Origin of the sequence: Brachybacterium sp. GCM10030252 (assembly GCF_042666535.1) — a bacterium.
Classification (GTDB): domain Bacteria; phylum Actinomycetota; class Actinomycetes; order Actinomycetales; family Dermabacteraceae; genus Brachybacterium.
This window is the reverse complement of record NZ_JBHTDM010000010.1, coordinates 225,720-245,567: the sequence shown is the minus strand read 5'-3', so window position 1 is coordinate 245,567 and position 19,848 is coordinate 225,720. Positions and strand designations below refer to the sequence as shown.

Sequence of the window (19,848 nt, the reverse complement as noted above, 5' to 3'; positions counted from 1 at the left end):
CCCGGGTCAGTCTCATCGGCCACCGAATCCACCCATGCTGACGCCCTGTTGCAACTGCCGCTGCAGCAGCACGACGATCACGAGACTGGGCACCACCACGAGCGTGACGGCCGCCATGAGCGGACCCCAGTCCGTGCCGCGCTCTCCGGAGAACATTTGAAGCCCGATCGGCACCGTGGCCATCGATGCGTCGTTGACGACGATCAACGGCCACAGGAAACTCCCCCAGTAGTCGATGAACGCGAATACGAAGACCACCGATATCGGCGCCCGTAGGAGCGGGACGATGACGCTGATGAGCGTCCGTAGGCGGCTGGCGCCGTCGATCGTCGCGGCTTCCTCGTAGTCCGGGGGCAGGCTCAGCATGAACTGCCGAATGAGGAAGGTTCCGAACGCCCCGAACGCGAAGGGCAGTACAAGCGCCGGATACGAGTTGACCAGCCCGGCCTTCTGCATCATCAGATACAACGGGATGATCAGGACCTCTTGGGGCAGCACCATGGTGGCGAGGAAGGCTCCGAACAGAGCGGCGCGACCGCGAAATCGGAACCGGGAGAACGCATACGCACTCAGTACCGACACGGTGACCGTCAGCCCGGCGCCCAGCAGAGCTACGACGAAGCTGTTCGCGATGATCCGTCCGAAAGGGATCGCGGTCCATGCCGTGGTGTAGTTCGACCATTCGATCCGCGAACCGACGAAACTGGTGCCGCTCGCGAAGACCTCGTCGGTCGGCTTCAGCGACGTCGCTGCCATCCAGATGAACGGGAAGATGAAGATGATGCCGACGAGGACCAGTAGGGATTTGGAGACCACCTGAGGCCCCGCTGCCGCTCGACGACCATGGGTGACAGTCTCAGCTGTCATAGGTGACCCACCTCTTCTGCTGTGCGAACTCGAGCGCGGTGATCAGCATGACGAGCACGAAGAGGACCCACGCGAGAGCCGAGGCGTAACCGAGCCGGTCGAAGGAGAAGCCACTTCGGTACAGGTGGAGGACAAGGGTGTTCGTCGCGTTGCCCGGGCCGCCCTCGGTGAGGGCGTAGGGCTGGGCGAATACCTTGAAAGCTCCGATCACCGTCATGATCGTGCAGAAGAAGATGGTCGGCGAGAGCATCGGGAATACCACCCGGAAGAAGCGACCGACCGGCCCAGCCCCGTCGATCCGAGAGGCCTCGATGACACTGGGATTGATCCCGGCGATGCCGGCCCCGAGCACGATGATGTTGTAGCCCATCCCCTGCCACAGGGACATGACGACCAGCGAAGTCATCGCCCATCCCGGGGTGTTCAGCCATTGCGGACCGTCGATCCCGACGGTGCGCAGCGCTTGGTTGACGATGCCGTCATCGCTGAGCATGAGGCGGAAGATCAGTGCGTTCCCGATCATCGGCGTCACGACGGGGATGAAGAAGAGCACTCGGAAGAAGGATGCCCACCGGCCACCGAGATTCATCAGCCAGTAGCTGATCCCCAGCGCTACCGCCAGGTTGACCGCGGTGTACACGACGGCGAATATCAAGGTGTTGCGCAGACTCACCCAGAAGGCCGGATCGCCGGCGATCATGTTGCGGTAGTTCGCCAGACCGACGAAGCGAGGCGCCCCGAACAGCGGCCAGTCGAAGAAGCTGATGACCAAGGATGCGGCCAGCGGCACGACGATGAAGATCGTGAAGCCGAGCATCCCGGGGCTCAGATAGACAGCCGCTGCTCGTGCGCCGCTGCGCCGGCGAGTCCCGGTCATGGCAGTGCCACGACCGGCGCTCGCCCCGGGGCGCCGTGGAGGCGCCGGGACCGTCGCTACCATCAGGCGGTCGCCCCTTCGATCGCCTCGAGGATCTCTTGGGCCGTCCGATTGCCGCGAAAGCCGTCCGTGGAGTATTGGCCGAACTGGGAGCCGACCTCGTTCCAGTTGGGCGTCGTCAGCAGCGGCTCGCCATTCTGCGCCAGCGACGTCACGGCGGCCACATTGTCCTCTGCCTTCCCCTCAGCCCAGCGCTCCTCCTGATTCGCGACGGAGGGGAACGTCCCACGAGTGTTCGCAACGTCGCCGATCACCTCGGGCGTCGTGATCGCCTGGATTGTCCGGAAGGCCGCTTCCGGATCATCCGCATTCGAGGCGATGCCGAATCCTGAACCTTGGATCATCCCCTTGGGCTCACCCGACTCCGAGGGGACGACCGCGACCGCGAGGTCGTCGCCGAGGGCATCGACATACGCCTGGTACATCCATGGCCCGTCCAGATACATCGCGACGTTCCCGTTCATAAGGTCCTGTTGAGCCGCGGGCTCGGAATCGACCGCAGCCGGGGCTTCAGCCACGCCGTACTCGGTGACCAGATCGAAACTGAACTGGATCGCCTCCACGATCTTCGGGTCGGTCAGTGTCAGCGTCCCGTCGGTGACCGGGGTACCGCCGTTGGCGAAGCCGATGGACATGCCGAGATGCACGAGCCCCGCGGAGATCGCGAGCCCGTGTCGGCTGTCCGTCGTCAACGCCGTGGCATCGTCCAGGAACTGATCCATGGAGTAGCGCGTGCTCGGCACCTCGAGGCCTGCGTCCGCGAACATGGCGCGGTTGCAGAAGAGCACCATCGGTTCCGCGTCATAGGGAATAGCCCGCACCGAACCGTCCACGGTCATTCCCGAGATCATCGCCTCGTTGTACTGCGCGAGGTCCACACCGGCGGCCTCGGCGAGCTCGTCCAATGGGGCCAGCAGAGCCTCAAGTTCCTGCGCCCGCGCCGCTTGCGTGGTCAACAATGCTGGAGCGTCTCCAGAAGACATCCTGGTCTTGACCTTCGTCCAGTAGTCCTCGAAGCTCGGCCCCTCGAGGGCCATGGTGAACTCCGGATCCGACTGCTGCGCGGCCGCGATGAAAGCCTCCCACTGAGCGCGGTCGTTGTCGTTCGAGATCCAGGTGTACAGGGTCGTGCTCGGATCCGTCCCGCTCGAACCGCCCGATCCTCCGCACGCGGTCAGGGCCGCGAGCGGGGCCAGCGCCCCGAGACCGGCGATGGCCGCGCGGCGTGACAGTTCCTGTGGGGCCCTCGTCGCTTTCATAGCGTCTCCTCGTCGATGAAGATCGTCGTTGTTCTTCACTGCGCCACCTGCCCGAACCACACTCGCCCAGACATCGGATCTCTCAACGGCACGTCCCACTATGATCGAAGACGTCGGATGAATCAAGAGTAGCCTCACAGCGCCCCAGCCGATGGATTTGACCGCTAGAGCATTGCGGCTGGCCAGAAGCCTTCGCGGGGGCAGGCGTGCACACCACCACGGCTCACCACGACGAGACATCGGATGGCTGGCGTAGCGCGAGCATTAGTCGAGGGCCTGATCGGTACCGCATTAGCGTGGTGAAAGCTCGGAACCGTCCTGCCTCTGCCGTGTGGACGGCGGCTTCTGCCACAGCAGGGCCTTCTCTCGATCTCTCCGGTCAGCGCGGAGCCGAACACCTCCGTCGGACGCCCGGATCTTGACTGGGGGATCGCCGCGGTCCCTCTGGGCTGCCTGGCGTAGAGCCGCGCAGTCGAGGAGATCGCGCGAGCGACATACTTCGACTCTCTGACGGTCAGAAGTGACCCAGGCATCACGCCGGGAGATAGCCTGCACCGCATGACCGTTTCCCGAACCCCGTCGGACCGTGCCGGGACCCCGGCCTGGGCCACGCGATTGATCGAGGCGATCGAGCGCATCTACCTGGTGCTGCGCGTGAACCTGGTGTGGATCGCCCTGAGCCTGGCCGGTCTCGTCGTCCTCGGTGTGGCCCCGGCCAGCGTGGCCGCCTCCGATGCCTTCATCGCCGCTCGCCACGGGGCGAAGGTCCGCGTCCTGGCCACGATGTGGCCGAGCTTCCGTGAGCATCTGGTCACCGCCAACGTGCGCATGCTTCCGCTGATGGTAGTCCAGGCCGGCTCGGTGGCGATGCTCTGGATCGTGGCCGGAGGTGCGGTGGAGACGCCGATGATGAGCGCCGGGCTCGCGAGTCTCGCCGCGGTCAGCGCCGCCTGGTCCACGGCGAGTGTCGCCACGATCATGTCCACGCCGCGGGTGCGCCGGCAGGATCCCTTCGTGGCGTGGCGGCTGGCGCTGCTGCTGCCCGGAGCGATGCCGGTGCGGGTGATCGGCCTGACCCTCGGCCTCATCGTCTGGATGGTGCTGTGCTCCCTGGTATGGCCGGTGGCCGTGCTGCTGGGAGCCGCGGCGGCGATCGACCTTGCCACGAGCCTGCTGAGCCGGAAGGTCGAGCTGCTGCTCGAGGAGATCGAGAACAACCGCGCCGCCGCATCGTGACGTCTCCGCCCTCGAGGCGGAGCGCTGTGGATGCGTTCGCGTCCTACCCCGCCGCGCGGGATACCCTGGCGGTACGGCCGCCCGGTGTCGCGCGAGTGATCGCGCCGCACGCCGTCGGGCGGCCCCGTGCGAGCTGGAACGGAGAGACATGGCTGACCTGGATGTGACCCGTGCGGACGTGGTGCTGATCGGCGGTGGCGTCGCCAGTGCCACCCTCGCCGCGATGCTCACCGAGCTGGAGCCCGAGTGGGACCTCGTGGTCCTCGAGAAGCTGGACACCCTCGGGGCGGAGTCCAGCGACGCCTGGAACAACGCCGGCACCGGCCACAGTGCGCTCTGCGAGCTGAACTACACCCCGCAGGACGTGGACGGCTCGGTCAGCCCGGCCAAGGCGATCTCCATCAACGAGCAGTTCCAGGTCTCCCGCCAGTTCTGGGCCCACCTGGTCGAGAACGACCGTATCGGCGACCCGTCGGACTTCATCCACTCCGTGCCGCACATGAGCTTCGTGCACGGTCTCGACAATGTCGACTATCTCCGCCGCCGCCACGAGGCCCTGGTCGCCAGCCCCCTGTTCGACCGCATGGAGTTCACCACCGAGCACGCCCAGCTGGCCGAGTGGGCACCACTGGTCTCGCAGGGCCGCCCGGTCACCGAGACCATCGCCGCGACCTACTCCCCCGACGGCACCGACGTCGACTTCGGCGCCCTGAGCCGTCAGCTGCTGGACTTCGCCGGACGCGTCGGCACCACCGTCTCGACCGGTTCCGAGGTCATCGACCTGCGCCGGTTGGGTGAGGACTGGGGCGTCATGGTCCGCGATACGGCCGACGGGACGATCCGCGTGGTGCGCGCACCCCGCGTCTTCGTCGGCGCCGGCGGCAACGCGCTGCCGCTGCTGCAGAAGTCCGGGATCGACGAGATCCGCGGCTTCGGCGGGTTCCCCATCTCCGGGCAGTGGCTGCGCTGCACCGATCCCGAGATCATCGACCGTCACGAGGCCAAGGTGTACGGCAAGGCCGCCGTCGGCGCCCCGCCGATGAGCGTCCCCCACCTCGATACCCGGTACGTCGCAGGGCAGCGCTCACTGATGTTCGGTCCCTACGCCGGCTGGTCCCCGAAGTTCCTGAAGTCCGGCCGGTACACGGACCTGTTCGCGTCGATCAAGCCCTCCAACGTCACGCAGATGATGGCGGTGGCCCCGCCGAACCTGGATCTGATGATGTACCTCGCCTCCCAGCTCGTGGCCACCCGTCACCAGCGGTTCGAGGCGCTGCGGGAGTACATGCCCTCGGCGCGGGAGTCGGACTGGGAGGAGGTCACCGCCGGACAGCGGGTCCAGGTGATCGCACCGGACCGCGACAAGCACGGCGTCCTCCAGTTCGGCACTCAGCTGATCACCGCCGCCGACGGGTCCATCGGCGGCATGCTCGGCGCGTCCCCGGGGGCGTCGACCGCCACCAGCATCATGCTGAACGTCCTCGAGCGCATGTACCCCGACCGCATCGACGCCTGGCGCCCGACCATCACCCAGATGGTCCCGAGCTGGGGCACGAAACTCTCGGACGACCCCGAGACGGCGCACCGGACGCTGGAGCGCACGGCGGCCTCCCTGGGCCTCGAGCACCCCTGACAGCGGCGCCGGGGACCGGCCCGATGAACCCCGGGACGGCCGCCGGCACCGCAGATGCACGAACACGACGCACGAACCCACCATTCGAGAACCCACGAACTCCGAAGGCGCGAACCCGCGGTCCGACGGGCGCGAGACGACGAAGGAAGAAGGACGCCGGATGCGCATATCACTCATGACCACGTGCCTGGTGGATGTGATGACCCCCGACGTCGCCCGCTCCACCGTGCTCCTGCTCGAACGGCTGGGGCACGAGGTGGTCTTCGACAAGCGCCAGACCTGCTGCGGCCAGATGCACACCAACTCCGGGTACTACTCGGAGGCGGCGCCGGTGGTGCGCAGCTTCGTGGACACCTTCGAACCCGCCCTGGACTCCATCGACGCGATCGTGATGCCGTCCGGCTCCTGCGCGGGCTGCGTGCGCGAGCAGCACCAGCTGGTCGCCCAGCACGAGGAGGACGACGAGCTCGAACAGCGCGTCCAGGCCGTGGCGGCGAAGACCTATGAGCTCTCCCAGCTGCTGGTGGACGTGCTCAAGGTGACCGACGTCGGCGCCTACTTCCCCCACAGCGTCACTTACCACCCCACCTGCCACTCGATGCGCTTCCTCAAGGTGGGCCCGCGCCCGCTGAAGCTGCTGCGCGCGGTCGAGGGCATCGAGGTGAAGAACCTTCCCGAGTCCGACACCTGCTGCGGCTTCGGCGGCACCTTCTCGGTGAAGAACGACGCCACCTCCGACGCGATGGTCACCGACAAGGCCGCCAATGTCGTCTCCACGGGTGCGGAGTACGTCGTCGCGGGGGACGCCTCCTGCCTGATGAACATCGGCGGCAAGCTCCGCCGCACCGACGCCGCGCCGCGGGCGATCCACCTCGCACAGATCCTCGCCTCCACCCGGGAGGATCCCTTCATCCCGTCCGAGACCATTCTGGGGAGGGCTTCATGAGCACCGTCGATCTGGGGATTCCGTCCGTCCGCCCGCAGCACGCCTCACCGTCCTCGAACCTGCGCGGTGATCGCTCCTTCCCTGCCGCGGCCCGGGACGACCTCGCCGACGAGACCCTGCGGGGGAACCTCCGCCACGCCACCTCCACCATCACCACCAAGCGCGCCGCGGCGGTGCGGGAGGTGCGCGACTGGCAGAAGCTGCGGGACGCCGGCAGCGCCCTGAAGTGGCAGGTCACCGATCATCTCCCGGAGCTGCTCGAGCAGCTCGAGGAGTCCGTGACCGCTGCGGGCGGGGTGGTCCATTGGGCCCGCGACGCCGACGAGGCCGGAGAGATCGTCACCTCTCTCGCCCTCGAGCGCGGCGCCGAGGAGGTGCTCAAGGTCAAGTCGATGGCCACCCAGGAGATCGGCCTGAACGAGACCCTCGAGCACGCCGGGATCCGCGCCATCGAATCCGATCTCGCCGAGCTCATCGTGCAGGTGGCCGGTGACACCCCCAGTCACATCCTGGTCCCGGCGATCCACCGCAACCGCGCACAGATCCGCGAGATCTTCCTCGAGGCGATGCCGGACCTGGACGAGTCCATCACCGACGACCCGGCCGAGCTGGCCGAGGCATCCCGCCGCTTCCTGCGGGAGAAGTTCCTGGACATGCCCGGCTCGGTGGCGATCTCCGGCGCGAACTTCGCCGTCGCCGAGACCGGCACCATGGTCGTCGTCGAGTCCGAGGGCAACGGGCGCATGTGCCTGACCCTGCCCAAGACCCTCATCTCCGTGGTGGGCATCGAGAAGATCGTGCCCACCTTCGAGGACCTCGAGGTGTTCCTGCAGCTGCTGCCCCGATCCTCCACCGGGGAACGGATGAACCCGTACACGACCCTGTTCACCGGGGTCACCGAGGGAGACGGACCCGAGGAGTTCCACCTGGTGCTGCTGGACAACGGCCGCAGCGCCGTGCTCGAGGACCCGGAGGGCCGCAGCGCCCTGCACTGCATCCGCTGCTCCGCATGCTTGAACGTGTGCCCCGTCTACGCCCGCTCGGGCGGCCACGCCTACGGGTCGACGTACCCCGGTCCGATCGGGGCGATCCTCTCGCCGCAGATGACCGGGATGGGCGACGCGGACGATCCCAGCACCTCGCTCCCCTACGCCTCGAGCCTCTGCGGGGCCTGCTACGACGTGTGCCCCGTCAAGATCGACATCCCCAAGATCCTCGTGCATCTGCGGGCGGAGGACGTCGACCAGCGCCGCGATACGAAGGGCCAGTTCCGGGGCACCTGGGACGTGGCGATGAAGGGAGCCGGTGCCCTGATGTCCTCCCCGCGGGCGTACGACGCCGCCGTGCGCTCGGCCGGACCGCTGACCAAGCTGATGCCCGGCGCCAACATCGGCAAGCTGCCCGGCATCGTTCCCCTGATGCCGGGCTGGACCGATCACCGCGACCTGCCCAAGCCCGGGAAGTCCTTCCGCAGCTGGTGGGACGAGCACCAGAAGGAGACGGCGTCACGGACGGCCGATGGAGCCGCCGGCGACGGAGACGCCGAGGAACCCGGCGGAGCCGGGCAGACGTCGCAGACCGGCACCGAGGGCGAGGAGCGAGCATGAACGCCTGGGCCGACGAGCGTCCCGTGCGCACGCGCGGGATGAGCGCCAAGGAGGAGATCCTGGCCCGGGTCCGCTCCGCCCTGGCGGTCCCCCGCCGGGACGAGGTCACCGATGCCGAGGACGTCCCTCGCGCGTATCAGCGCGCCGATGACAAGCAGGAGGTCTCCACCGACCCGGCCAAGATCCGCGACGTGCTGGTCCAGCGCCTCGAGGACTACACCGCGATCGTCCACCGCACGACCGCAGCCGGGGCGCCCGCCGTCATCGCCGAGGCCGTCGGCGAGGCCAGGCAGGTCATCGCACCGCCCGGGGTACCGGAGAGCTGGACCCGGGAGCTGGGCACTGCGGTCCTCCTCGACGACGGCAGCGCCTCGCCGCACGAGCTCGACGCGATCGACGCCGTGCTCACCGGCTGCCACACGTCGATCGCCCTGACCGGCACGATCGTGCTGCGCGCCGACGAGCTCGGCGGGCGCCGCGCGGTCACGCTGATCCCCGACCACCATGTCGTGGTGGTCGAGGCGGAGCAGGTGGTGCTCGGAGTGCCCAAGGGCATCGAACGCATGAACACCGATCCGCGTGCCGCCTGGACCATGGTCTCCGGCCCCAGTGCCACCAGCGACATCGAGCTGGACCGGGTCGAAGGAGTCCATGGCCCCCGCCGCCTCGAGGTCGTCCTCATCGAACCGGAACCAGAACCCGAACCAGAGCCCGAGAACGAGACCGAGACCGAGTCCCGGAACGATCAGGAGAAGACAGCATGAGCGATCCCGTGGCCGAGACCCCCGCCGGCACCGGCATCCCCCCGCAGAATGCGCCCCGCGACCGCGGCGACCTCTTCACCCTCAGCGCCGGCACCTACCAGGCGCAGGTCTCCACGGTGGGAGCGATCGTCGAGTCGCTGAGCATCGAGGGACGCGACCTCCTGGTGCGCAACCCCGAGCAGGGGCCGATGCAGCACTTCCGGGGCGGGATCGTCGCCCCCTGGCCGAACCGGATCGGGGACGGGAAATACACCTGGGACGGCCAGGAGATCCAAGCCGCCCTCACCGAGCCCGAACGCGGCAACGCCCTGCACGGACTGATCGCCTTCCACCCCTTCACTGCCGCGACCGTCGCGGAGGACGAGGTCATCCTGCGCGGCGAGCTGTTCCCGTCCACGGGCTACCCGTTCCATCTGCTGCTGACCGTCCGCCACGCACTCGACGCCGAGACGGGACTGACCACCACCGTGACCGCACGCAACATCGGCCACGCCGATGCTCCGTACGGCGTATGCCCGCACCCCTATCTCGTCGCCGGCCCGGAGCCGCTGGATACGTGGTCGCTGCACTTCGAGGCGGAGACGGTTCTCACCGTCACCGAGGACCGGCTGCTGCCCACCGGTACGGCGCCCGTCGCCGACGGCAGCGAGTTCGACTTCCGCGCTCCGCGGGTCATCGGCGACCTGTTCATCGACCATGCCTTCACCGACCTCGGCCGCGACGCCGACGGCCGGCTGCGCGTCAGTGTCTCCGCGCCCGGCGGAACCGGCGTCGAGCTGACGGCGGGCGAGGAGTGCGGTTGGCTGCAGGTGCACACCGCCGATCGTCCGGAACCGGAGAACAACCGGGTCGGGCTCGCGGTCGAGCCGATGACCTGCCCGCCCGACGCGTTCCGCAGCGGCGTCGACGTGGTGCGTCTGAGTCCGGACCAGGAGTTCTCGGCCTCGTGGTCGATCCGGGGCTGGTGAGTACGCCCGGTCGGGACAGGCACATGCTGCGGCGAGCATGAGAAGGACCCGTCGCCCTGAGGGCGACGGGTCCTTCTCTCACCGGGTTCCAGCGACCCGGGCGGGTGCCGTATCAGTTGGAGTGGGCATCCTCGTACGCCTTGCGGATGGTGCCCGAGATGCGGCCGCGATCCGGGACCTCGTAGCCGGCCTCGCGGGCCCACTGGCGGATGCGCGAGGAATCGTTCGAGCTGCTGGAGCGGGAGGAGCTCGAACCGCCCCGGGTGCGGCGGCCGCCGACGCGACGGGCCTTCTCGACCCAGGTGCCGAGCTCGTCGCGGAACGTGCGGGCGTTCTGCTCGGACAGGTCGATCTCGTAGGCGACGCCGTCGAGGGCGAAGCTCACCGTCTCGCTCGCGGTCGCTCCATCGACATCATCGACGAGCTCGACATAGGTCTTCCTTGCCATGGGGGTCTCCCTTGTTGGTCGGGTCTGCTTCATTTGCGACCTCGGGATGATGTCGCACGCTGGTTCCAGTATCCAGTCCGCGCGCCCATATATCAATCCGATCACGGAGATTTGTGGACAACGGTGACGCTATTCATCCCCGCGGTGGAGTTCGCGGTAATCCTGTTCCGCCCGGCGCTCGGCCTCGCGTTCGCGTCGATCGGCCCGCATAATCGCCCGCAGCGCGAACCAGAAGAGCAGCCCCGCACCGATCGGCGGCAGCAGCGAACCGGCTTCGTACCAGAATCCGCCGTCCATCTCAGGCCTCCGGTTTCACGAGCGGGAACAGGATGGTCTCCCGGATGCCGAGCCCCGTCAGGGCCATGAGCAGGCGATCGAGGCCCATACCCATTCCGCCCGTCGGCGGCAGCGCGTATTCCATCGCTTCCAGGAAGTCCTCGTCCAGGCGCATCGCCTCGTCGTCGCCCTGGGCAGCGAGCGCGGCCTGCTGGGCGAACCGTTCGCGCTGGATCACCGGGTCGACGAGCTCCGAGTACCCGGTGCCCAGCTCGAAGCCGCGCACGTACAGGTCCCACTTCTCGACCACGCCGGGCGTCGTGCGGTGCTCGCGCACCAGCGGGCTGGTCTCGACCGGGAAATCACGGACGAAGGTCGGCTCGTGGAGATGGTCGCCCACACGGTGCTCGAAGAGTTCCTCGACGAGCTTGCCGTGCCCGAACTTGGGATGATCGAGATCGAGATCGAGGGACCGTGCGATCCCGCGGAGCCGTTCCGTGTCCGTCTCGGGGGTGATCTCCTCGCCGAGGGATTCCGAGAGCGAGCCGTACACGGTGATCTTCGCCCATTCTCCGGAGAAGTCGTACTCGGTGCCGTCGGCGAGAGTGACGACCTGGGAGCCGGTGGCTCGTTCAGCGGCTTCCTGGACAAGTGTCCGGGTGAGGTCCCCGATGGAGTCGTAATCCCCGTACGCCTGGTACGCCTCGAGCATCGCGAACTCGGGCGAATGGGTGGAATCTGCCCCTTCATTGCGGAAGTTCCGATTGATCTCGAAGACCCGCTCGAGACCGCCGACGGCCGCGCGCTTGAGATACAGCTCCGGGGCGATCCGCAGATAGAGATCCAGATCGAACGCGTTCATGTGGGTGACGAACGGCCGCGCCGCGGCGCCGGAGGGGATCACCTGCAGCATGGGCGTCTCGATCTCCACGAAGTCGCGCTCGTGGAACGAGGTGCGCAGCGAGTGCATCACCTCGGCGCGGCGACGCACGGTGTCCCGTGCCTGCTGGCGCACGATGAGGTCGACGTAGCGCCGACGCACCCGCTGCTCCTCGGAGGGCTCCGCGTGCAGCACCGGCAGAGGCCGCACAGCCTTGGCCGCCATCTGCCAGCTGTCCGCGAACACGCTGAGCTCACCGCGGCGGGAGGCGCCCACCCGGCCGTGGAAGAAGACGTGGTCGCCGAGGTCCACGTCGGCCTTCAGATCGGCCAGACGCTGCTCGCCGAGCACCGCGAGGGAGGCCATGATCTGCAATCGCTGCCCGGCGCCGTCCTGGATGGTGACGAAGGCGAGCTTGCCGGTGTTGCGCTGGAACACGACGCGGCCGGCGACGCCGACGACGTCCTCGGTCTCCTGTCCGGCCTCCAGATGGCCGTACTCCTCGCGGACGGCGGCGATCGTGGCGGTCACCGGCACTCCGACCGGGTAGGCGTCCTCCCCGCGCGCCAGCAGGCGCTCCCGCTTGGATTTGCGGACCGCTACCTGGTCGGAGTGGTCCGTCGCATCGAGGGCAGGGGGATTCTCGCTCATGAGGGCGATTCTCTCATCACTGCCCGAGGATGTGCCCGCCTCGTCAGGGTGCTGTCGCGACCACCACAGCGGCGTCCAGCAGCCGCGTGCCCTCGACCCGGGCGGCCACCACCACGAGGACGTCGCCGCGGTGGTCCGGGCCGATCTCCTCGAGCGTGGCGGGATCCAGGGCGAGCGCGTAGGCCCATTCGACCTCTGCGCGTGCGAGGGCCTCCCCCAGCGCGCGGCGGATCCCCGCGACCGATCCGCCTGCCGCGTCCGCGGCGGCGACCGTGCGGGAGAGCGCCAGCGCCCGGTCGCGCCCGGCCTCGGAGAGGTAGGCGTTGCGGCTGGAGCGGGCCAGTCCGGAGGGTTCCCGCTGGATCTCGACGGGCTCGATCCGCACCGGGAGGTCGAGATCGGCGACCAGGCGCTGGATGATCGCGAGCTGCTGTGCGTCCTTGCGGCCGAACACCGAGACGTGCGGGTCGGTCAGCTGCAGCAGCTTGGCGACGACGGTGACGACGCCGTCGAAGTGGCCGGGGCGGGCCGCGCCCTCGAGGATGGTGCCGGCGCGCCCCGCGGTCACCGAGACCGTCGGCGGCAGGACCGGGTACATCTCCTGCACGCTCGGGGCGAAGACGAGATCGACGAGTCCGTCCACGACGGCGAGGTCGGCGTCGAGATCCCGCGGGTAGGCCTCGTAGTCCTCCCCCGGGCCGAACTGGAGAGGGTTGACGAAGTCCGTGAGGATCACGTGGTCGGCGACCTCACGGGCACGGGAGACCAGGGCGAGATGGCCCTCGTGGAGCGCGCCCATGGTCAGCACCGCCGCGACCGTTCCCCCCATCGCCGCGCGTCGCGTACGGAGTTCGGCCTTGGTGGTGACCAGCGCCGTGGTGGGAGGTGTCTGCGAACTCATGCCGTCTCCTGTGTCATGCCGTGTGCTGTGTCCTGTCTCGAGCACGTGCCCGCCGTGCGCGGCGACATGCCCTCTCCTGCCTCGAGGGGTCCCCCGATCTGCGGAGCCCTGGCCCCGTGGCGTCTCGGGACGCGTCGGGACCGCGGCTCACGCATCATCGGCGGGCCCGTGATCCTCGAGCAGCTCGCGCACCTGCTGCCGGGTCCGGTCCGGGAGCCCCGCCCGGGCCAGAGCCGCGACCGCGAGGGCGCGGTAGGTCGCTCCGACGTCACCACGCCGGCTCGTGACGCCCGAGGGGTCCGCCCCGCCGGAGGACCGGTCGACGTCGTCGAGCGCTCCCAGGTGCGCGGCCACCGTCCCGATATCGCCCCGCATCACCGGGCCCGTCAGGGCCTTGGCGCCGCGGCGCAGGGACTCGTCGAGGGCGGCCTCCAGCAGCGGTCGCAGATAGGCGCCCGGGTTCTCGATCCCGAGGCCGGCGAGGATCTCCCGGGCCTGGTCGACGAGCACCACCAGATGGTTCGAGGCGTGGGCGAGTGAGGCGTGATAGAGCGGGCGATCGCCCTCCTTGAGCACTACGGCCTCTCCCCCGAGCTCGACCACGAGCGCCCCTGCCACCGGCAGGAACGTCGGCGCGGCGGTGATGGCCATGGGGCAGCCGACCAGTCGCGACAGATCCGCCGAGGTACCGGTGAAGGTCATGGCGGGGTGGATGGCCAGCGTCGCGCTGCCGGCGTCGGCCAGCGGGGCGAGGACGCCGGTGCCGTACCGACCGGAGGTGTGCACCACCAGCTGTCCGCCGGGCGCGAGACCGGTGGAGGCGATGCCGGCGGCGAGCGGGCCCAGCTGGTCGTCGGGGACGGCCAGCAGCAGCATCTCGCTGCGTTCGACGATGGCGGGAACGTCCAGCAGCGGCACGCCGGGCAGCAGGTCCTCGGCGCGCGTGCGGGAGGCGTCGGAGACGGCGTAGGCGCCCGTGATGGCGTGGCCCTCGGCACGCAGCGCGGCGCCCATCACGGCTCCCACCCGTCCGGCGCCGATCACGCCGATGCCGAGCCGGGGTGCGCTCATCGTTCCTCCTGAGGCAACGGGGACGACGCGGCGGACGGCGCCGAGGTCTCCGCCGACGGGACCGTCGAGCTCGCGGCGGCCATCCCGAGCGCCGGCCGGGGCCAGTGCTCGCGGTCGCGGTACCGGCGCAGGGTCGCGGCATCGCGGGCGAGCACGCTGTGCAGCGCGAGCGCGTCTCGGCGCAAGAGGGCGCCGAGGGTCAGGGTGCTGCCGGCGATGCCGACCTTGAGGTCGAGGACTCCGAGCCGGCGTCCGATCGGACCGTCCTGGAGGGAGAGCTCCTGGATCCGTTCGCGGGGCACGATCTCGAGCTTCTTGGTCAGGATGCCGCTGCGGTGGACGAGCGCCCCCGGCAGCAGCACGCTGACACTGGTGCGGCGGTCGATCCAGTACAGCCCGACCGGGGTGCGCATCCCCTCGATGCGCCGGGCCGGGGCCGTGAGCAGGCGCTCGAGGACGGCGAGATCGTCGGCGGTTCCCAGCGGCGCGGCCAGGTGGCCCAGGGTGGCCTGGAGCTCCTCGCGGGTGCCGACGGGCAGCGCGCTCTGGGCGCCGTTGACGTCGTCGTCCTCGATGCCGGCGACGGTCACGGACACAGCCGTCCAGTCGGGCCCGCGCCACAGCAGCGGCCGGCGCAGTTCGAACCGCTGGATCCGCCCGGAGGCGATGTTGTCCGTCCGCGTGTTCGCCAGGCCGCGCCGCATCCGCAGCCCGCGGTCGGTGATGCGGGAGACGAATCCCCAGCCGGATTCGATGCGGCCGAACACGTACCGCGGCACGGCGATGAAGGCCGGGGCCAGAGGGATGAGCACGGCCGGGGACACTCCTTCCTGCCAGATCACCATGATGGCCGCGAGGCTGACGCCGACGAGGGTCATCACGGCGCCGATGAGGAAGCCGAGGTCGCGCAGCAGGGACCGCACCAGGCGCCCCGTGGGGATCTGCGCGATCAGCTCGCCGTCGGTGACACCGTCGTAGAGCACCCGCTGCAGCCGTCCCCCGGCCGCAGCGGCGCCACCCGTGGCTGTGCTGCCGTGCTCGCCGGTGCCGTCGCCGGATGCTGTTCCCACGGGCTCCCCGACACCCTCGATCACGTCACCGGGCGTCCCGGGCGCGCGATGGTCCCCGTCTCGGACCTCCTGCGCGGAGGCGCCCTCGACGGTCCCTGCCGACCCCGCCGGCCCCGGCGCACCGGAGGCGACGCCCAGGATCCGTGTGCGCAGCTCCTCGGCATCGGCGGATCGCACGTATTCGATGTCGAGGTAGGACTCTCCCCCGCCGGCGACCTCGATGCGCACCTTGGCCAGTCCCAGCAGACGGGCCAGCAGCGGCCGCTCGACGGAGACCGACTCGATGCGGGCCCGTGGGGCGTACTCCCGCGAACGGCTGATCAGCCCCTTGTGCAGCGAGACACCGTCCTCGTCGACGGCGTAGGTGGTGAACCACCACACCAGGGCGGACAGGACGATCGAGATCACGATCACCCCGGCGAGCACGGCCAGGCCGATGAGGGCTCGGGTCAGGGTGAAGTCGTCGATGAGGCGGGCGACGTTCTGCGCCGAGACCACGGCGACCAGCCCGATGATGATCTTCCATCCGGTGACCAGGGGCGTGATCGGGTGGGTACGGCGACGCTCGGCGGCCGGTGCGGCGGCGTCGGGGGCGGTCGGCTCCGTCTCGCTCACAGCGCCGCCATGTTCTCGATGCCGCGGTCGGTCAGCAGCTCCCGCAGTCGCTCCGCCTCCTCCTTCGGCAGGCCGGGCAGCGTGACGCTGGAGGCCCCGGCCGCCGTGGTCACGGTCAGCTTGGCGAGGCCGTAGCGGCGGTCCACCGGGCCCTCGTCGATCTTCACCGACTGCACCCGGCCGTAGGGGATGGTCTGGACCGAGCGGAACATGACGCCCGCGGCGATGGTGAGGTCCTCCTCCGCGTCCAGGTATCCGATGGCCCGGACCCGGCGTGGAGTGAGGATCAGGCTCTGGAGGAGCAGGATCAGGGGCGCGACTCCGAGGGCGGCGATCCACCACCAGCCCGTCAGCACCGTGCCGACGATCGCCGCGGCGATCATCAGCAGCCAGATGACGTAGCCGACGATGCCGGCGACGTAGCGCGCTCGGATCAGCTTCTCGGAGACAGGGCGCAGTGCCCCGGCCCCGAGCAGGCCGTCGGGCTCGTCGGGGATCGCCGGCCGGTCGGCACTCGCGGGGCCGGCGGGGATCGCGGGCTCGGCGGGGACGTCCGGCGACACGGCGGCACGGCCTCCGTGCGCTGCCGGGGCGGGTGATGCCGGAGCGGTGCCGGGCCCGGATTCCTCGGATGGGAAGGTCATGGGATCCATCGTGTCACCTCAGGGCCCTTTCGGCGCTCCGACGCGGGTGGGAGATCGGACCGTCGATGGTCGGGAGTCGTCCGGGTCGGGCGTCGTCCAGGTCGGGCCTCGTCCGGATCGGGCACCGTCCAGGGCGGGCCCTCGGCGCCGTCGGCATCACCCGGGGCCCGATGGGCTCAGTGTCCTGCTTCGGCGCCCGCCGCGCTGTCGCCGTCCTCCGGGGGCAGCTGGCCCCAGCGCTCGACGATCACTCCCAGCACGCCGAGCACGATCCCGGCCACGGCGGCCGCAGCGGTGGGCAGGATGGCTGCGAGTGGATCGCCCGTGCCGGTGATGATCAGGAAGAGCGCCTGGCCGGTGAAGATCCCGCCGACCACGGCGCCGGTGTAGGCGCAGGCCCGGGCCAGGAGCACGGTGCGGAAGGCGGTGGGCAGGTCGATCTGGAATCGGCGTGGAGCCAGGGTGGGATGCAGCCGGCGCTCCTCGCTCTCGAGCATGTAGCGGCGCAGCGGGATCCCGTAGACCAGCAGCACGGTCGACAGCGCCACCAGGACCAGCGTGGTCAGCCAGCCGGCGATCGGGAGCGAGTGGCCGCGGCTGGCGAGGGTCTCCAGCATCTGGGCGCCGAAGCCTGCGCCGACGACGAAGATCAGCACCAGGACCGGGATGTTCAGCGGCCTCACGGACGATCGAATCCTGTCACGGCAGGGCCCGGCCGCAGACCGTCGCGGTCCCCGGCGCGGGCCAGGAGGTCCGCGATCCGGCCGTGGCCGGGCAGCTCGGCGGTGGGCCGGGCGGCGTGCCAGGGGGCGAGCACGAAGGCGCGCGCGTGGGCGCGCGGGTGAGGCAGGCTGAGCTCGGCATCGTCGAGGCGATGGTCGCCATAGGTGATCAGGTCGACGTCCAGGGTGCGCGGCCCCCACCGGACCGCCCGCTGGCGATGGGCATCCTGCTCGGTCCGGCGTGCCGCTTCGAGCAGATCGAAGGGCCCCAGCACGGTGCTCACGCCGACAGCCGTGTTCAGGTAGGCGCCCTGGCCGTCGGGTCCGCCGACGGGGTCCGTCTCCAGCACGGGCCCGGTCCACTCCACCTCGATCCCCTCCGCCTCGGCGAGCACCGACAGGGCGCGCTCGAGATGAGCGGCCCGGTCGCCGAGGTTGGAGCCCAGGGCGAGCACCGCCTCGATGGGCGCGGCGTCGCGCTCGATGCTCACGGCCACGTCGCCGACGGGCAGGCCGACGGGGGCCGAGGGCTTGTGCACGGTCACGGCCACCCGGCGCACCCACGGTGCGCCCTCGCCGGTGAGGATCCGATCGGCGATGCGCTCGGCGAGGGTCTCGATCAGCTTGTGGGCGCCGGTGCTGATCTCCTCATGGACGGCCAGGGCGATCCCCGCGTAGTTCACGGTGCGGGCGAGGTCGTCGGCGCGGCCTGCCGGGGCGGTGGAGAGATGGAGGGTCACATCCGCCACGAACTGCTGTCCGAGCTCCGTCTCCGCGGCGAGCACGCCGTGCCGCCCCCACGCTCGGATTTCCGTGACCTCGATGCGGTCCAGTCGTCCCGGCGCGCGCCGGGGCGCCCTCGTGACGTCCGGTGCACCGGGCTCGCGCGGCACGGGGGACTCGGGGGTCATCGGCCGGCGCTCCGGCGCAGACGGTCGCCGACGCGGACGGCGGCGAGGTTGGGCGGGACGTCGTGGACCCGGACGGCCCAGGCCCCGTGCTCCGCGCTGTAGGCGCTGATGGCGGCGGTGGCGGCGTCACGGTCGACGCCGAGGGAGCTGACGAATCGTTTGCGCGAGGCACCGATGAGCAGCGGCAGCCGGTGGGAGGCGATGTGCTCCCACCTCGCCAGCACCTCCCAGTTCTGCTCGCCCGTCTTGGCGAAGCCGAGGCCGGGATCGGCCACCAGGAACCGGTCCTCGACCCCCGCGGCCCGCAGTGCGTCCAGTCGGTCCTCGAGCTCCGCGGCGCTGTCACGGGCCACATCCTCGTACTCGGTCAGCTCGGTCATCACGTCGCTGTGCCCTCGCCAGTGCATGGCCACGAACACCGGCGGAGTGCCGAGCCGGGTCCGCAGCCGGGCCGCCTCCGCGCCCATGTCGACGTCGGCGCGGCCGGCGGAGACGTCGTTGACGATCAGGGCGCCGGCCTCGATGCTCGCGGCCGCCACGGAGGCGCGCATGGTGTCCACGCTGACGACGATGCCCTCGCGGGCCAGCTCGCTCACCACGGGCAGCACGCGCCGCAGCTCCTCGTCCTCCTCGACCCGGGGCGCCCCCGGGCGGGTGGATTCACCGCCGACGTCGATGATGGAGGCTCCCTGCGCTGCGAGCAGCCGCCCGTGGGCGATCGCGTCGGGAGCGCTGTCGTGCTCGCCCCCGTCGGAGAAGGAGTCCGGAGTGACATTCAGAACGCCCATCACCAGGGTGTCGTCACCCGTGAGGCGCTCAGGAAGGCCGTCGGGCCGCAGTCGGCCGCTGCGCGGTCGGGTCCGGGTGCTCATGAGTCAGCTCCGGTTGATGAGGCTCATGGCCTCGGCGCGGGTGCTGGGGCTGTCACGGAGCATGCCGCGCACGGCGCTGGTCACGGTACGGGCACCCTCGGCGCGCACACCGCGCATGGACATGCACATGTGCTCCGCCTCGATCACCACGATCGCGCCGCCCGCGCCGAGCTCGTCCATCAGCGCGTCGGCGATCTGGAAGGTGAGCCGCTCCTGGACCTGGGGGCGACGGGCATACACGTCCACCAGCCGGGCGAGCTTGCTCAGTCCGGTGACCACGGCCCCGTCCGGGATGTAGCCGACGTGGGCGACGCCGACGAACGGCAGCAGATGGTGCTCGCACATCGAGTGGAAGCCGATGTCGCGCACCAGCACCAGCTCCTGGTGCTGGATGTCGAACGTGGTCGCCAGCGGCTCGTGGGGGTCGCGGTCGAGGCCGTCGAAGACCTCCTCGTACATGCGCGCGACCCGGGCGGGGGTGTCCTGCAGACCGGCCCGGTCGGGATCCTCGCCGATGGCCGCGAGGATCTCGCGGACCGCCGCCTGGAGGCGGGCATGGTCGACCGCCAT

20 protein-coding genes are annotated in these 19,848 nt (G+C 69.9%); 6 read left to right on the top strand and 14 right to left on the bottom strand.

Going from position 1 to position 19,848, the window contains the following annotated elements:
* Nucleotides 1–12 precede the first annotated feature (12 nt).
* From ACFQRJ_RS11530 to ACFQRJ_RS11520, 3 genes are all read right to left on the bottom strand, one after another.
* Nucleotides 13–867, bottom strand: a complete 855-nt coding sequence (locus ACFQRJ_RS11530) for a carbohydrate ABC transporter permease (RefSeq protein ID WP_377019245.1) — start codon at nt 865–867, stop codon at nt 13–15.
* Entirely contained in the window at nt 857–1,744 is an 888-nt protein-coding gene (locus tag ACFQRJ_RS11525) for a carbohydrate ABC transporter permease (protein WP_377019244.1), read from the bottom strand. Before ACFQRJ_RS11525 ends, ACFQRJ_RS11530 begins: the two co-directional genes overlap by 11 nt.
* A gap of 62 nt (nt 1,745–1,806) precedes the next feature.
* Nucleotides 1,807–3,102 (bottom strand): ABC transporter substrate-binding protein, encoded by a 1,296-nt coding sequence (locus tag ACFQRJ_RS11520; protein ID WP_377019243.1) that lies wholly within the window; start codon nt 3,100–3,102, stop codon nt 1,807–1,809.
* Between the two features lie 519 nt (nt 3,103–3,621).
* On the opposite strand from ACFQRJ_RS11520, the gene ACFQRJ_RS11515 reads away from it, so the two are divergent.
* The 6 genes from ACFQRJ_RS11515 (at nt 3,622) to ACFQRJ_RS11490 (ending at nt 10,217) form a co-directional block, all read left to right on the top strand.
* Nucleotides 3,622–4,299: a DUF624 domain-containing protein gene (locus tag ACFQRJ_RS11515; protein WP_377019241.1), complete on the top strand. Its 678-nt coding sequence runs from the start codon at nt 3,622–3,624 to the stop codon at nt 4,297–4,299.
* 148 nt (nt 4,300–4,447) lie between these two features.
* Nucleotides 4,448–5,932 carry a malate:quinone oxidoreductase gene (locus ACFQRJ_RS11510; protein ID WP_377019239.1) on the top strand — a complete coding sequence of 495 codons (1,485 nt, stop codon included), beginning with the start codon at nt 4,448–4,450 and terminating at the stop codon, nt 5,930–5,932.
* 160 nt (nt 5,933–6,092) lie between these two features.
* Complete coding sequence (locus ACFQRJ_RS11505) at nt 6,093–6,878, top strand: (Fe-S)-binding protein (protein WP_377019238.1); 786 nt, start codon at nt 6,093–6,095, stop codon at nt 6,876–6,878.
* Nucleotides 6,875–8,485, top strand: coding sequence for a LutB/LldF family L-lactate oxidation iron-sulfur protein (locus tag ACFQRJ_RS11500; RefSeq protein WP_377019237.1), 1,611 nt, complete (start codon nt 6,875–6,877; stop codon nt 8,483–8,485). Before ACFQRJ_RS11505 ends, ACFQRJ_RS11500 begins: the two co-directional genes overlap by 4 nt.
* On the top strand, nt 8,482–9,249 hold the full coding sequence (locus ACFQRJ_RS11495) for a lactate utilization protein C (protein ID WP_377019235.1): 768 nt from the start codon (nt 8,482–8,484) through the stop codon (nt 9,247–9,249). The genes ACFQRJ_RS11500 and ACFQRJ_RS11495 overlap by 4 nt, the downstream gene beginning before the upstream one ends.
* On the top strand, nt 9,246–10,217 hold the full coding sequence (locus ACFQRJ_RS11490; RefSeq protein ID WP_377019234.1) for an aldose 1-epimerase family protein: 972 nt from the start codon (nt 9,246–9,248) through the stop codon (nt 10,215–10,217). Before ACFQRJ_RS11495 ends, ACFQRJ_RS11490 begins: the two co-directional genes overlap by 4 nt.
* A 112-nt stretch (nt 10,218–10,329) precedes the next feature.
* Here the strand turns inward: ACFQRJ_RS11490 and ACFQRJ_RS11485 are convergent, their stop codons facing one another.
* The 11 genes from ACFQRJ_RS11485 to folE form a co-directional block, all read right to left on the bottom strand.
* Nucleotides 10,330–10,665, bottom strand: coding sequence for an Lsr2 family protein (locus ACFQRJ_RS11485; RefSeq protein WP_377019233.1), 336 nt, complete (start codon nt 10,663–10,665; stop codon nt 10,330–10,332).
* A gap of 129 nt (nt 10,666–10,794) precedes the next feature.
* Nucleotides 10,795–10,962, bottom strand: coding sequence for a hypothetical protein (locus tag ACFQRJ_RS11480; RefSeq protein ID WP_377019232.1), 168 nt, complete (start codon nt 10,960–10,962; stop codon nt 10,795–10,797).
* A gap of 1 nt (nt 10,963) precedes the next feature.
* On the bottom strand, nt 10,964–12,472 hold the full coding sequence (lysS, locus tag ACFQRJ_RS11475) for a lysine--tRNA ligase (protein ID WP_377019230.1): 1,509 nt from the start codon (nt 12,470–12,472) through the stop codon (nt 10,964–10,966).
* Between the two features lie 43 nt (nt 12,473–12,515).
* Nucleotides 12,516–13,373 (bottom strand): pantoate--beta-alanine ligase, encoded by an 858-nt coding sequence (gene panC, locus ACFQRJ_RS11470; RefSeq protein ID WP_377019229.1) that lies wholly within the window; start codon nt 13,371–13,373, stop codon nt 12,516–12,518.
* Nucleotides 13,374–13,520: 147 nt separating this feature from the next.
* Entirely contained in the window at nt 13,521–14,444 is a 924-nt protein-coding gene (locus tag ACFQRJ_RS11465) for a Rossmann-like and DUF2520 domain-containing protein (RefSeq protein WP_377019228.1), read from the bottom strand.
* Complete coding sequence (locus ACFQRJ_RS11460; RefSeq protein ID WP_377019226.1) at nt 14,441–16,129, bottom strand: PH domain-containing protein; 1,689 nt, start codon at nt 16,127–16,129, stop codon at nt 14,441–14,443. The genes ACFQRJ_RS11465 and ACFQRJ_RS11460 overlap by 4 nt, the downstream gene beginning before the upstream one ends.
* On the bottom strand, nt 16,126–16,773 hold the full coding sequence (locus ACFQRJ_RS11455; protein ID WP_377019225.1) for a PH domain-containing protein: 648 nt from the start codon (nt 16,771–16,773) through the stop codon (nt 16,126–16,128). The genes ACFQRJ_RS11460 and ACFQRJ_RS11455 overlap by 4 nt, the downstream gene beginning before the upstream one ends.
* 176 nt (nt 16,774–16,949) lie before the next feature.
* Complete coding sequence (locus ACFQRJ_RS11450; protein ID WP_377019224.1) at nt 16,950–17,456, bottom strand: DUF3180 domain-containing protein; 507 nt, start codon at nt 17,454–17,456, stop codon at nt 16,950–16,952.
* Nucleotides 17,453–18,406 (bottom strand): 2-amino-4-hydroxy-6-hydroxymethyldihydropteridine diphosphokinase, encoded by a 954-nt coding sequence (gene folK / locus ACFQRJ_RS11445; RefSeq protein ID WP_377019223.1) that lies wholly within the window; start codon nt 18,404–18,406, stop codon nt 17,453–17,455. The genes ACFQRJ_RS11450 and folK overlap by 4 nt, the downstream gene beginning before the upstream one ends.
* The gene (gene folP / locus ACFQRJ_RS11440; protein ID WP_377019221.1) at nt 18,403–19,278 is read right to left on the bottom strand and encodes a dihydropteroate synthase; all 876 of its coding nucleotides are present in this window, start codon (nt 19,276–19,278) and stop codon (nt 18,403–18,405) included. Before folP ends, folK begins: the two co-directional genes overlap by 4 nt.
* A gap of 3 nt (nt 19,279–19,281) precedes the next feature.
* Nucleotides 19,282–19,848 carry a GTP cyclohydrolase I FolE gene (gene folE, locus ACFQRJ_RS11435; protein ID WP_377019220.1) on the bottom strand — a complete coding sequence of 189 codons (567 nt, stop codon included), beginning with the start codon at nt 19,846–19,848 and terminating at the stop codon, nt 19,282–19,284.